3 protein-coding genes are annotated in these 15091 nt (G+C 74.3%); all 3 read left to right on the forward strand.

The window, feature by feature from the left end; translation table 11 throughout:
• Positions 1-67: 67 nt before the first annotated feature.
• The 3 genes from ACZ7HT_RS09950 to ACZ7HT_RS09960 all read left to right on the forward strand — a co-directional run bounded on the left by ACZ7HT_RS09950 (position 68) and on the right by ACZ7HT_RS09960 (position 14906).
• The gene (locus ACZ7HT_RS09950) at positions 68-13246 is read left to right on the forward strand and encodes an amino acid adenylation domain-containing protein (RefSeq protein ID WP_471163087.1); all 13179 of its coding nucleotides are present in this window, start codon (positions 68-70) and stop codon (positions 13244-13246) included.
• Positions 13247-13392: 146 nt separating this feature from the next.
• A complete protein-coding gene (locus tag ACZ7HT_RS09955; protein ID WP_471162352.1) occupies positions 13393-14475 on the forward strand; it encodes a flavin-containing monooxygenase in 1083 nt (360 codons plus the stop codon).
• Entirely contained in the window at positions 14472-14906 is a 435-nt protein-coding gene (locus ACZ7HT_RS09960; RefSeq protein ID WP_471162354.1) for a hypothetical protein, read from the forward strand. Before ACZ7HT_RS09955 ends, ACZ7HT_RS09960 begins: the two co-directional genes overlap by 4 nt.
• Positions 14907-15091: the final 185 nt, after the last annotated feature.

Consider the following 15091-nt stretch of genomic DNA (forward strand, 5'->3'; position numbering starts at 1 on the left):
CACGCCGCCCGGGCAGCCATGCCCGCGCCGCGCGCAGGCACGGCTCGACGACGCCTACGGGGGCAACATCACCATGACAACAACGGACAACGACAAACTCGTCGAATACCTGAAGCGCCTCACCGTCGACCTCCACCAGTCCCGTCAGCGGGTCCGTGAACTGGAGGCGGGCACCAACGATCCGATCGTGATCGTCGGCATGGGATGCCGCTACCCGGGCGGGGTCGACTCGCCCGAGGCGCTGTGGCGGGTCGTCGCCGACGGGCGCGACGTGATCTCCGGTCTGCCGACCGACCGTGGCTGGGACCTCGACGGCCTCTACCACCCCGACCCGGAGCACTCCGGCACCTCGTACGTCCGCGACGGCGGCTTCGTGAACGCGGCGGCCGACTTCGACCCCGCCTTCTTCGGGATCTCGCCGCGCGAGGCGCTGGCGATGGACCCGCAGCAGCGGCTGCTGCTCGAAGTGTCGTGGGAGGCCCTGGAGCGGGCCGGCATCACGCCCGGGTCGCTGCACGGCACGCCGACGGGTGTGTTCCTCGGAGCCATCACCCAGGAGTACGGCCCCCGCCTCGGTGAGGCGGGGGCGGGCGGCACCGGGTTCGCCCTGACGGGTACGACGTCCAGCGTGGCCTCGGGCCGCGTCGCGTACACCCTCGGCCTCCAGGGCCCGGCCCTGACGGTGGACACGGCGTGCTCGTCGTCGCTGGTCGCCCTGCACCTCGCCGTCAACGCGCTGCGCTCCGGCGAGTGCTCGCTCGCGCTCGCCGGCGGTGTGACGATCATGTCGACGCCCGGCATCTTCGTGGAGTTCTCGCAGCAGAAGGGCCTCGCGCCGGACGGCCGCTGCAAGTCCTTCTCGGCGGACGCGGACGGCACGTCCTGGTCCGAAGGCGTCGGCGTGCTGGTCGTGGAGCGGCTCTCGGACGCCCGCCGCCTGGGCCACAAGATCCTTGCCGTGGTGGCCGGTTCGGCCGTCAACCAGGACGGCGCCTCCAACGGCCTTTCCGCGCCCAGCGGTCCGGCGCAGGAGCGGGTCATCCGGGCCGCCGTGCAGGACGCCGGCGTGCCCCTCTCGGGTGTCGACGCGGTCGAGGCGCACGGTACGGGCACGGTGCTCGGCGACCCGATCGAGGCGCAGGCCCTGCTCGCCACGTACGGCAAGGCGCGCGAGGACCGGCCGCTGATGCTGGGCTCCCTCAAGTCCAACCTGGGGCACTCCCAGGCGGCCGCGGGTGTCGGCGGCGTCATCAAGATGGTCATGGCGCTGCGCCACGGCGAGCTGCCCGCCTCCCTCAACGTCGGCACGCCCAGCAAGCTCGTCGACTGGGACAACGGCGGCGTCGAGGTGCTCGCCGAGCCCCGCCCGTGGCCGGTCGAGGAGGGCAGGGTCCGGCGCGCCGGTGTGTCGTCCTTCGGCATCAGCGGCACCAACGCCCACGTCATCCTGGCCGAGGCCCCGGCCGAGCAGCCCGCCGACGACGCGGCTCCGGCCGACGTGGCCGGCCTGGAGGGCGCGGGCCTGCCGTGGCTGGTGTCGGCGCGTTCCGCGGACGCGCTGGCCGAGGCCGCCGGGCAGTTGGCCGCGTTCGTACGGGCGCGTCCCGAGCTCGGCCCCGCCGATGTGGCGCTCTCCCTGGCCACCGGGCGCTCCGCCTTCGAGTCCCGGGCCGCGCTGCCCGGCGGCGAAGGGCGGGACGGGCTGCTCGCGGGCCTGGACGCCCTGGCCTCCCGTGAGATCGACGGCGAGAACGGTGTGTCCCCCTCACGCGCCGTCTTCGTCTTCCCGGGGCAGGGCTCGCAGTGGGTGGGCATGGCCACGGCCCTGCTCGACTCCTCACCGGAGTTCGCCCGCGTGATCGCCGACTGCGAGACGGCCCTGACGCCGTTCGTCGACTGGTCCCTCACCGCCGTCCTGCGCGGCGACGAGGACGCGCCCGGCCTCGACCGGGTCGACGTCGTCCAGCCCGCCTCCTGGGCCATGATGGTCGGCCTCGCAGCCCTCTGGCGCGCCGCCGGCGTCCACCCGACCGCGGTCGTGGGCCACTCCCAGGGCGAGATCGCCGCCGCCGTCGTGGCCGGTGGCCTGTCCCTGGAGGACGGCGCCCGCGTCGTCGCCCTGCGCTCCAAGGCCCTGCGCGTCCTCTCCGGCGGCGGAGGCATGGCCTCGCTCAAGGTCCCGGAGGCGCAGGCCGAGGAACTCCTCGCCGCGTGGGACGGACGCATCTCCGTCGCGGCGGTCAACGGCCCCTCCTCGACCGTCGTCGCCGGCCGGCCCGACGCCCTCGACGAACTGCTCGCCCAGTGCGAGACCAACGGGGTCTGGGCGCGCCGCATCCCCGTGGACTACGCCTCCCACTCCGCCCACGTCGACGAGATCCGCGACACCCTCGCCGACGAACTGAAGGACGTCGCCCCGCAGTCGGGGCGCATCGCCTTCCACTCGACCGTCACCGGCGCCGTCCTCGACACCGCCGAGCTCGACGGGGCCTACTGGTTCCGCAACCTCCGCAGCAAGGTGCGGCTCGCGGACGTCGTGGGCCGGCTCGCCGCCCCCGACGTCGTCTTCGTCGAGGTCAGCGCGCACCCGGTCCTCGTCTCCGGCATCACGGAGACCCTGGACGACACCGGCGCCGTCGTCGGCACACTGCGCCGCGACTCCGGCAGCCTGGAGCGCTTCGCCGAATCCGCCGCCGAGGCCTGGTCCCACGGCGTCACCGTCGACTGGCCGGCCCTCCTCCAGCCCTACCGGGCCCAGAGCGTCGAGCTGCCGTCCTACCCCTTCCAGCGCCAGCGGTACTGGCTGGAGCCGGAGCCCGCGTCGACCGACGCCCGCGGGCTCGGTCTGGCCTCGGCCGGGCACCCGCTGCTCGGCGCCGTGGTCGAGCTGGTCGAGGAGGACCGGCTGGTGTACACCGGGCGGCTCGCCCTCGACACGCAGCCGTGGCTGGCCGACCACGCCGTGCAGGGCACCGTCCTGCTGCCCGGCACCGCGTTCCTGGAGCTCACGATGGCCGTGGGCGCGCGGGCGGGCTGGCGACGGCTCACCGAGCTGACCCTCCAGGCGCCGCTCGTCCTCCCGCCCGGCGAAGCCGTACAGCTGAGGATCACCGTCGAGCCGCCGGCCGGGAACGGGCAGCGGGAGCTGGCCGTGCACTCCCGGCCGCAGGACGCCGACGCGGGCGTCCCGTGGACGCGGCACGCCGCGGCGGTGCTCGACCTCGACGACGAGGCCGCGGACTTCGACCTCACCGAGTGGCCGCCGCCCGGCGCCCAGGAGATCGACGTCGAGGGCCGTTACGACACGCTCACGGAGGCGGGCTACGACTACGGCCCCGCCTTCCAGGGCCTGCGCGCCGCCTGGCGCTCGGGACGTGACGTCTTCGCCGAGGTCGGCCTGCCCGCCGAGCTGGACGCCACGACCTTCGGGGTGCACCCCGCGGTCCTCGACGCGGCCCTGCACGCGGTCGGCCTGCTCCGTGAGGACACCCGTACCGTCCTGCCCTTCTCCTGGTCCGGCGTCACCCACTACTCGGACGGCGCGGACGCGCTCCGGGTGTGGCTGAGCCCGCGCGGCGAGGACGGCGTGGTTCTGCGCGTCACCGACGGTTCGGGGAAGCCCGTGCTGTCCGCCGAGTCGGTCACGATGCGGCCGTTCACGGCCGACCTGACCGCCGGCCGGGGCACGGACTCGCTGTTCCGTGTCGACTGGCAGCCGGTCGCCGCCGCGGCCGACATCGACGTGTGCCCGGTCGCCGAGCTCGCCGACGTCCCGGACGTGGTGCCGCAGGTCGTCGCCGTACGATGTCCGGTCACCGCGCGATGTCCGGGCACGCCGCAGGACTCCGACCGCGACTCCGAGAGCACGGGCAGCGACCTCGCCGAGACCGCCCACCGGGCGGCCCGCTGGGCGCTGGGCCTGGTCCAGGAATGGCTGGCCGAGGCCCGTTTCGCCGGCTCCCGTCTCCTCGTACTGACCGAGGGCGCCGCGGGCCCCGAGGTCGACGACCCCGCCCAGGCCACCGTGTGGGGCCTGATCAGGACCGCCCAGTCCGAACACCCGGACCGTTTCGCCCTGCTTGACACGGACGAGGCCCACGACGCCGGCACCGTGACCGGCGCCGTGCTCACCGAGCCGCAGCTCGCCCTGCGTGCGGGTGCGCTCCTCGCCCCCCGCCTGGTCCGGCACACCACCTCCGCCGACCCGCTCGGCGGCACCTCGCTCGACCCGGACGCCACCGTGCTCGTCACCGGCGGCACCGGCGTGCTCGGCGCGTCGGTCGCGCGGCACCTGGTCACCGGGCACGGCGCCCGCCGTCTGCTCCTGGTCAGCCGTCGCGGCGCCGACGCCCCCGGCGCCCGGGAACTCTCCGCCGAGCTCACCGCGCTGGGCGCCGAGGTCACCCTCGCGGCCTGTGACACCGCCGACCGGGACGCGCTCGCGGAGCTGCTGACCGGCGTGCGGCTCACCGCCGTCGTCCACACCGCCGGTCTGCTCGACGACGGCGTGGTCGAGCAGCTCACCGAGGACCGGCTCACGGCCGTCCTGCGGCCCAAGGTGGACGCCGCAGCGCTCCTCGACGAACTGACCGCCGGGCAGGACCTCGCGGCCTTCGTCCTGTTCTCCTCGGTCGCCGGTGTGCTCGGCAACCCGGGCCAGGCCAACTACGCCGCGGGCAACGTCTTCCTCGACGCGCTCGCCGCCCGCCGCCGCGCCGCCGGCCGCCCCGCGACCTCGCTCGCCTGGGGCCTGTGGGCCGAACGCACCGGTCTCACCGGTCACTTGGACGACGACACCCTCTCGGCCCGGGGCATCGCCCCGCTCTCCACCGAGCAGGGCCTCGCCCTCCTCGACCGGGCGCTCGCCGACGACAGCCCGCTCCTCGTCCCGGCCCGCCTCGACCCGGCCGGACTGCGCTCCGACGCGCTCGCCGGGACGCTGTCCCCGGTGCTGCGCTCCCTGGTGCGGGTCCCGCAGCGGCGCGCCGGCGAGTCCGGTCTGCGCCGGAAGCTCGGCCGGATGTCCGAGGAGGAGGGCCGCCGTCTGTTGCTCGACCTCGTCCGCACCCAGCTCGCCTCGGTCATCGGCAGCGAGTCGGGGGACGGGATCGACCCGGACCAGCCGTTCAAGAGCTTCGGCATCGACTCGCTGCTCGCGGTCCAGCTGCGCAACCGCCTCAACTCCGCGACCGGCCTGCGCCTTCCGGCCACGCTGGTCTTCGACCACCCCACGCCGACCGCCGTCGTCGAGTTCACGCTCGCGCTCGCGCGGGAGCGTGCCGAGAGCGCCCCGGCGCAGCCCGCCGCCCCCGTCGTCCCGCGTACGGACGACGATCCGGTCGTGATCGTCGGCATGGGCTGCCGCTTCCCTGGCGGGGTGGACTCGCCCGAGGCGCTGTGGCGGCTCGTGGCCGAACAGCGCGATGTCGTCTCGGGGTTCCCCGTCGATCGCGGCTGGGACCTCGACAACCTGTACCACCCCGACCCGGACCACTCCGGCACGTCGTACGTCCGGCACGGCTCGTTCCTGCACGAGGCCGGCGAGTTCGACCCCGCCTTCTTCGGGATCTCGCCGCGCGAGGCGCTGGCGATGGACCCGCAGCAGCGGATGCTGCTCGAAGTGTCGTGGGAGGCCCTGGAGCGGGCCGGCATCGCGCCCGGATCGCTGCACGGCAGTGACACCGGTGTGTTCGCCGGTGTGATGTACCACGACTACGGCGTCGGCGGCCGGCTTCCGGAGGAGGCCGAGGGCCACTTCCTGACCGGCACCGCCGGCAGTGTCGCCACCGGCCGGGTGGCCTACACCCTGGGTCTCCAGGGCCCGGCCCTGACGGTGGACACGGCGTGCTCGTCGTCGCTGGTCGCCCTGCACCTGGCGGTCCGCGCCCTACGGTCGGGCGAGTGCTCGCTGGCGCTCGCCGGCGGCGCCGCGGTGATGTCCACCCCGAACACCTTCATCGAGTTCTCGCGTCAGCGGGGTCTCGCGCCGGACGGCCGCTGCAAGAGCTTCTCGGCGGACGCGGACGGCACGGCCTGGGCCGAGGGTGTCGGTGTCCTGGTGGTGGAGCGGCTCTCGGACGCCCGCCGCCTGGGCCACCAGGTCCTCGCCGTGGTGGCCGGTTCGGCCGTGAACCAGGACGGAGCCTCCAACGGCCTCACCGCGCCCAGCGGCCCGGCCCAGGAGCGGGTCATCCGCGCAGCCGTCCAGGACGCCGGTGTCACCTTCTCCGGTGTGGACGCGGTCGAGGCGCACGGTACGGGCACGGTGCTCGGCGACCCGATCGAGGCCCAGGCCCTGCTCGCCACGTACGGTACCCAGCGCGACGGCCGGCCGCTGATGCTGGGGTCCCTCAAGTCCAACCTGGGTCACGCCCAGGCGGCCGCCGGTGTCGGCGGCATCATCAAGATGGTCATGGCCCTGCGCCACGGCGAACTCCCCGCCTCCCTCAACGTCGGCACGCCCAGCAAGCTCGTCGACTGGGACAACGGCGGCGTCGAACTGCTCACCGAGCCGCGCCCCTGGCCCGCCACCGACGGCAGGACCCGCCGCGCCGGCGTCTCCTCCTTCGGCATCAGCGGCACCAACGCGCACATCATCCTGGCCGAGGCCCCGACCGACGTGCCCGCCGAGGACACGACGCCGGGCGACGAGGTGCGCCTTGACGGCGCGGCGCTGCCGTGGCTGGTGTCGGCGCGTACGTCCGAGGCACTGTCCCAGGCCGCGGAGCGGCTTGCGGAGTACGTACGGGCGCGTCCTGAGCTCGGCCCGGCCGATGTGGCGCTCTCCCTGGCCACCGGGCGCTCCGCCTTCGAGTCGCGGGCCGTGCTGCGCGGCGGTGACGGACGGGACGGGCTGCTCGCGGGCCTGGACGCGCTGGCCTCCGGTGAGCTGGAGGCCGTGACCGCGGCCGCGTCCGGTGCGAAGCCGGGCCGTACGTCCGGTGCTCCTGTCGTGTTCGTGTTCCCGGGGCAGGGCTCGCAGTGGGTGGGCATGGCCACGGCCCTGCTCGACTCCTCGCCGGAGTTCGCCCGTGTGATCGCCGACTGCGAGACGGCCCTGACGCCGTTCGTCGACTGGTCCCTCACCGCCGTCCTGCGCGGGGACGAGGACGCGCCCGGCTTCGACCGGGTGGACGTCGTCCAGCCGGCCTCCTGGGCCATGATGGTCGGCCTCGCAGCCCTCTGGCGCGCCGCCGGCGTCCACCCGACGGCGGTCGTGGGCCACTCCCAGGGCGAGATCGCCGCCGCCGTCGTGGCCGGTGGCCTGTCTCTGGAGGACGGCGCCCGCGTCGTCGCCCTGCGCTCCAAGGCCCTGCGCGTCCTCTCCGGCGGCGGAGGCATGGCCTCACTGAGCGTTCCGGAGGCGCAGGCGGAAGAGCTGCTCTCCGCGTGGGACGGCCGCATCTCCATCGCGGCGGTCAACGGCCCGACCTCGACCGTCGTCGCCGGGCAGCCCCAGGCGCTGGACGAGCTGCTCGCCCGGTGCGAGGCGTCCGGAGTGTGGGCGCGCCGCATCCCCGTGGACTACGCCTCCCACTCCGCCCACGTCGACGAGATCCGCGACACCCTCGCCCACGAGCTGGAAGGCGTCGCGCCCCGTTCGGGCCGGATCGCCTTCCACTCCACGGTGACCGGGGGCGTGCTCGACACGGCGGAGCTGGACGGGGCCTACTGGTTCCGGAACCTCCGCAGCCGCGTGCGGCTCGCGGAGGTCGTGGGCCGGCTTGCGGCTCCCGGCACGGTCTTCGTCGAGGTCAGCGCGCACCCGGTCCTCGTCTCCGGCATCTCCGAGACGGTCGGGGACACCGGTGCCGTCGTCGGTACCCTCCGCCGCGACACCGGCAGCCTGGAGCGCTTCGCCGAATCCGCCGCCGAGGCCTGGTCCCACGGCGTCACCGTCGACTGGACCGCGCTCCTCGCCCCGTACGAGGCCACGGGCGTCGAGCTGCCCTCGTACCCCTTCCAGCACCAGCACTTCTGGCTCCTCAACGAGCCCGTCGCCGTCGCCCCGCGCAGCGAGCCGCGGCCGTCGGAGCAGGCTGCCGGGCCGGGAGACCTGCTGGGCGTACGGCTGCCGTCGTCGCCGCTCGCCCAGGCGCAGTTCGCCCCGCGCCTCGACGCGGTGGCGCACCCCTGCCTCGGTGACTTCGTGGTCGGCGGGCGTCCGGTGGTCAGTGCCGGTGTGCTCGTGGAGTCGCTGGTCGAGGCGGTCACCGAACTCGCCGGGCCGGGGCCCGTGTCCGTCGAGGACCTGGACCTCCCCGTCGACCTGGTCCTCGCGCCGGTCGGCATCGACCCGGCGTCGGCCGGTGACGAGCGCGCCGCGCAGCTCGTCGTGGACGGGGACCTGTTCCGCTACTACGCCCAGGACCCGGCCGGCGGCTGGCAGCTGCACGCGCAGGGCCGGGCCGCGTCCGGTGCGCAGGCCGCTCCCACGGTGGCGTTCGCGTCGGTGGGTTCGGGCCGCGAGCTGACGGGCGACGAGCTGTACCGGCTGCTGTGGCAGCGCGCCCTGTACCTGGGTTCCGCCGCCCGCTGGGTGGAGCGGATCCGGCTCGGCCGGGGCGAGGCCACCGCGGAGATCCGTTCCGCCCTGCCCGGCGAGGCGGAGCGCTACGTGATCCATCCCGGTCTCGTCGACGCGATGTTCCAGACGGCGCTGGCCTGCTTCCCGCTGGACGGCCCGGCCCTCGTGCCGGCCGGTCTCGACCGCTTCACGCACTACGACCGCGGTGGTGTCCAGGACGGGCTCCGCTGTCACGCCGAGCTGTTCGACGACGGCACCCGGGCGCGGATCCGGCTCGTCACCGCGCAGGGCCGGCTGGTCGCCGAGGCCTGCGGCGTACGGTTCGTGCCGGCCCTGGACCGGCCGGCGGCGGAGCCCGCGGCCGTCCAGGCGCCGGTGGCCGAGCGGGTGACCCCGGTCGTGTCCGAGCCGCCGCGGCGGGTCACGGCCCCGGAGCCCGAACCCGCGCCCGCGCCCGCGGTGGCATCCGACGATGTGCGCGCCCTCGTGGCGCGGACCGTCGCCAAGGCCCTCGGCACCGTGGCGGCCCGGCTCGACGCCGCGCAGTCGCTGCAGGCGCTCGGCCTGGACTCGCTGATCGCGATGAAGATCCGGACGACCCTGGACAAGGAGTTCGACGTCCTGCTGCCGATGACGGCGTTCCTGAACGGCCGCAGCACGGAGGACATCGCCGGGGACGTACTCGACGCCCTCGGCGCGGAGACGCCGGACACCGACGACACCGTCGGCACGGGCGGCCCGCGGACGGACGGCGACGACGCCGGGCGCTACGAGCCGTTCGGTCTGACCGACCTCCAGCAGGCGTACCTCGTCGGCCGTGGTGACGCCTTCGAACTCGGCAACACCTCCACGTACTTCCAGATCGAGATCGACCTGGAGAAGGTGGATCTGGACCGGCTCGGCGCGTCCTTCCGGGCGATGATCGAGCGGCACGACCAGCTGCGGGCCGTCTTCACCCCCGAGGGCGAGCAGCGGGTCCAGCGCGAGGTCCCGGCCTATGTGATCCGGGAGACCGACGTCTCCGGCCTGGCGCCGGAGGAGCGCGAGGCCGCGCTGACCGCCGTCCACGAGGAGATGCGGCACCAGGTCTTCGACACCGCCCGCTGGCCGCTGTTCGACGTGCGGGTGACCCGGATCGACGACACGGTGATCCGGCTGCACGCCGGCTTCGACGCCCTGATCATCGACGGTTTCAGCACGTCGATCCTGTTCAAGGAGTGGGCCGCGCACTACCGCGGTGAGGCGCTGCCCGAACTGGAGTTGCGCTACCGGGACTACGTGCGCCAGGCCCGTGAGCTGGAGGGCGGTCCCGAGTACGACCGGGCGCTCGCCTACTGGCGGGACCGGCTCGACACGCTGCCGCCCGCGCCGCAGCTGCCGCTGGCCGTGGCTCCGTCGAGCCTGGACCGGCCGGTGTTCAACCACCGTGGCGCGACGGTCCCGAAGGCGGAGTGGGCCCGGTTCAAGGAGCACGCGGCGGCGGCGGGGGTCTCTCCCTCCGCGGCGCTGTGCACCGCGTACGCGCAGGTGATCGCGGAGTGGAGTGCCACGCCCGACTTCTCGCTGAACCTGCTGTACTTCAACCGGCTGCCGCTGCACCCGCAGGTCGGTGATGTCATCGGCAACTTCTCCACCACGCTGATGCTGGAGATCCGCGAGTCGGCCGAGGACACGTTCGCCACCCGGGCGAACGAGGTGCAGGCCCGGCTGTGGAGCGACATGGAGCACAGCCAGGTCAGCGGTGTGCAGGTGCTGCGGGAGCTGAACCGGGCGCGCGGCGCCTCGGTGCGGGCCGCCGCGCCGGTCGTCTTCACCAGCCTGGTGAACTTCGCGGGCCAGCAGGACACGGAGCAGCGCGGGGTCGTGCAGTACCTCGCCGGGATCGGTGAGAACGGCCGACAGGTGAGCAGCTCGGTCCGCACGCCGCAGGTGTGGCTGGACCACCAGGCGGTCGAGGAGGCCGGTGAGCTGGTCCTGAACTGGGACGTGATCGAGGAGCTGTTCCCGGCGGGCTGCGTGGACGCCATGTTCGCCGCGTACCAGCGGATGCTGCACGAGCTGTGCCGCGACCCGGAGGCGTGGCAGCGGCCGAGGCCGGCGCTCGTGCCGGCGGCCGACCTGGCCGTACGGGCCGGGGCCAACGACACCGACGGGCCGGTGCCCGACGGTCTGCTTCACGACGCGGTGCTCGCGCAGGCCGAGGCCACGCCCGACGCGCCGGCCGTCATCTCGCAGGCGCTGACCCTGACGTACGCGGACCTCGACCGCAGGTCGAACCAGGTGGGGCACGCGCTGCGCGCCCAGGGGGCCGGTCCCGGCGACCTGGTGGCGATCGTGATGGACAAGGGCTGGGAGCAGGTCGTCGCGGCGCTCGGCATCCTGCGGGCCGGGGCGGCGTACGTCCCGATCGACGCCCGGGTGCCCGTCGAGCGGCTGCACGTACTCCTTGAGAGCGCGGGGATCAGCCGGGTCGTCACGCAGCCGTGGGTGGAGGACGCGGCGGACTGGCCGGAGGGTGTGGCCAGGACCGTGGTGCGGGCCGGTGACGAGGGCGACGACCGTCCGCTGGGCGAGTCCGGCGCCAAACCGGGCGACCTCGCGTACGTCATCTTCACCTCGGGCTCCACGGGTCTGCCCAAGGGCGTGATGATCGAGCACGGCGCGGCCCTGAACACGGTGGTCGACGTGAACGAGCGCTACGGCGTCACGGCGGCGGACCGGGCCCTCGGGCTCTCCGCGATGCACTTCGACCTGTCGGTCTACGACGTGTTCGGACCGCTGTCGGTGGGTGGCGCCCTGGTGCTGCCCGAGCCGGCGGCGCACCGCGAGCCCGCCCGCTGGGCGGAGCTCGTCACCGAGCACGGGGTGACGGTCTGGAACAGCGTGCCCGCGCTGATGGAGATGTTCACCGAGCACGCCCTGTCCAACGGGCTCACCGGGCTGCCGGTGCGGCTGGTCATGATGAGCGGCGACTGGATCCCGGTGTCCCTGCCGGGACGGATCCGGCTGCTGCTGCCGGACGCGGAGCTGTGGAGCATGGGCGGCGCCACGGAGGCGTCGATCTGGTCGATCCTGCACCCCATCGGCGACGTCCCGGACGACTGCGTGAGCATCCCGTACGGCAAGGCGATGCGTAACCAGCGCTTCCACGTCCTCGACGGCTCGATGCGGCCCTGCCCCGTGTGGGTGCCGGGCGACCTGTACATCGCCGGGATCGGTCTGGCCCGGGGCTACCTGAACGACGAGGCCAAGACCCGCGCCGCGTTCGTGCACCACCCGGTCACCGGTGAGCGTCTGTACCGCACCGGCGACATGGGGCGCTTCCTGCCGGACGGCACCATCGAGTTCCTCGGCCGTCTCGACTCCCAGGTCAAGATCCAGGGTTACCGGATCGAGCTCGGCGAGGTCGAGGCCGCGCTCACCCAGTGCGGGGGCGTGCGGTCGGCGGCGGTCGTCGCGGCGGGCGAGCAGCACGGGCCCAAGCGGCTGATCGCGTACGTCGTCCTCGACGAGGGGCGCGACGACACCGAGCAGCAGATCACCGAGGCGCTGCGCCAGGTGGTCCCGGCGCACCTGGTGCCGCAGCGGGTCCTCGTCCTGGACGAACTGCCGCTGAGCGACAACGGCAAGGTCAACCGGGCGGCCCTGCCGGCGCCCGACGAGATCGCGGCGGAAGGCTCCGGCTTCGTCGCCCCGCGCGACGAGGTGGAACTCCGGCTCGCCGAGATCTGGGCGGAGTTCTTCGGCGTGAGCGAGATCGGGGTGACCGCGAGCTTCTTCGACCTCGGCGGCGACTCGCTCCTCGCGGTGCGCCTCATGGCGAGGATCGCCCGCGGTCTGGGCCGCAGCCTGCCGCTGTCCACGCTCTTCGCCCGGCCGACCATCGAGCTGCTCGCGCAGGCGGTGCGGGAGGCCGGCAGCGGCGAGGAGGGCCGCAAGGCGCTGGTGCCGGTGCGCACGAGCGGTGCGCGGACGCCCCTGGTGTTCGTGCACCCGGTCGGCGGTGACGTGCTCTGCTACGCGGAGCTCGCCGAACTCCTCGGCGACGACCAGCCGTTCTACGCGCTCCAGGTCCCGGACACGGAGCTGACCAGCGTCGAGGCCATGGCCGCCCACTACGTCGCGGCGGTCCGCGAGGCGCTGCCGGAGGGTCCGTACCGGCTCGGCGGCTGGTCGATGGGCGGCATCATCGCCCTGGAGATGGCGGCCCAGCTGACCTCGGCGGGTGCCGAGGTGGAGCTGCTCGCGGTGATCGACCTGATGGTCGAGCCCGGCCCGGCCGAGGGGGCGCCCGTCTCGGACGAGACGCTGCTGTCCTGGTTCGCCCGGGATCTGGCGGGTCTCGCCGGTGTGGAGTGGGCGCTGGCGCCGGAGGCCTTCGACGGCCGCCCGCCGGTGGAGGTGCTGCACGCCGAGGCGCGGGCCGCGGGGGCGCTGTCCGAGGACATCGACCTCGGCACGCTGAGCGGCATCGCCGGCCGGTTCCGGAACAACTACCGGGCCCTGCTGCGCCACACGCCCCGCTCCTTCGGCGGCCGGGTGGTGTCGCTGCGGGCCGCGGACGGCGGTGCGACGGTCGAGACGGCGAACCGCTGGATGCGGTACTTCCCCGGTGACGCGGCCCTCGTCGACGTGCCCGGCGACCACTACACGGTGATGCGCGGCGAGCGGCTGCGCGTCCTGGCCGGTGAGCTGCGCCGGGCGCTCGACGCCCGCTGACCCGGTCCGGCCGGGCCGCCGCGCGGCGGCCCGGCCGGTCCATCCCCGGACCGGCCCCGCGGGTGCGGCGGGGTCCAGGTGCACACAGTGAGGACAAACGGAATGCGAATTGATCAGGCCGGCCGGAACAACGCCGGAGCGAGTCGATGAGCGCGTTGCCGGCCACCGTGCCGGTCGCCGTCGTCGGAGCGGGCCAGTCGGGACTCGCCGCCGCGTACCACCTGCGGCAGGGCGGCGTGGAGTGTGTGGTCCTCGACGCGGGGAGCGAGGTCGGCGAGACCTGGGAGCGGCGCTGGGACTCCCTGAGGCTGTTCACGTCGGCGCAGTTCTCCGGGCTGCCGGGCCTGCCCTTCCCCGGGGCCGGGGCACACTACCCCGGCAAGGACGAGGTCGTGGCGTATCTGCGGGACTACGCGGAACGCTTCGACATCCCGGTGCTCACCGACCACCGGGTGCTGTCGCTGCGCCGGGACGGTGACGGCTATCTGCTGACCACCGCGCACGGCGACTGCCGCGCCGGGCAGGTCGTGATCGCGACCGGTCCGTTCGGCGCCCCCCGGCTTCCGGAGTTCGCGGCCGGACTGCACGCGGACGTGCCCACCCTGCACACCAGCGAGTACCGCGGCCCCGCCCAGGTGCCGCCGGGCACGGTGGTGGTCGTCGGCGACGGCAACTCCGGCCGGCAGATAGCCTCGGAGCTGTCCGGGTCGCACAGTGTCGTGCTCAGTTGCGGCGACAAGGTGTCGCCGCCCCTCCCGCAGACCGTGGTCGGGCGGGACATGTTCTGGTGGATGAGCGTCATCGGCGTGATGAGCCTTCCGGTGAACATGCAGGCGCCGGACCCGATCGTCGGCGACCGGGTGCCCGAGCTGGTCGCGGCGGGCGAGCTGCGGACCGTGGGCCGGATCACCGCGGCCGACGGCGCCGAGCTGGTCGCCGCCGACGGCGAGCGCGTCAAGCCGTCCGCGGTGATCTGGGCGACCGGCTACCGCACCGACTGGAGCTGGCTCGACCCGGAGATGCTCGACGAGGAGGGGCAGCCCCGGCACACCGAGGGCACGGGCGTGCTGCCCGGCAGCCACTACCTGGGTCTTTACCGGATGCGTACCCGCGGCTCGGCGCTGATCGGCTTCGTCGGCCGGGACGCCGAGCGCGCCGCGGCGGCGATCACCGCCGCGGCCCAGAGCACCACGACCGCTTCCCCCACGGTAGAAGGCGAGCCGTCATGACCACCGCCACCACGACCGAACTCGACGTCCTCGGCGCGCTGCTGTCGTTCGACTTCATCGGGTTCGCGCAGAAGTCCGCCACCCTCGACCCCGCCGACGCGCGGTACGGGCGGGCGGTCGGCGCGGCCTTCGGGATCGCGGCCCGCCGCCGCTTCCCGCAGGGCGCGACGCCGGAGGAGATCAGGGCGTACGTCGCGGAGTTCCTCGGCTCGCTGGAGGCGGGCGCGGAGGACTTCGATCCGGCGGGCCTCGAGGGCCTGTTCGCCGTGGGCCTCCACGGGGCCGCGGCGGCCGGCGGCGAGCGGCCGGATCCGGAGCCGACGATGCAGGCGCACCTCGTGCTGTCGCTCCGGCTGGTGCGGGAACTGGGCCTCGGCCCCGAGGAGCAGCGGGAGTTGCTGGCCGAGGCCGCGCGCGAGACGGCGGCCTGAGGCGTACGAGGGCAGGCGGGGGCGGCTCACGCAGGGGCCGCCCCCGACCGGCGAAAGTGGCGGCGCCCCGGGTTGTCCGGGGCGACCGGCGAAAGTGGGGGGGGGGGGGGGGGGGGGGGGGGGGGGGGGGGGGGGGTGCCTCGAGTATCTCTTACGAGAACACACCACACACGCCCCCCCCCCCC

It is taken from the genome of Streptomyces sp. NPDC037410 (genome assembly GCF_055602235.1).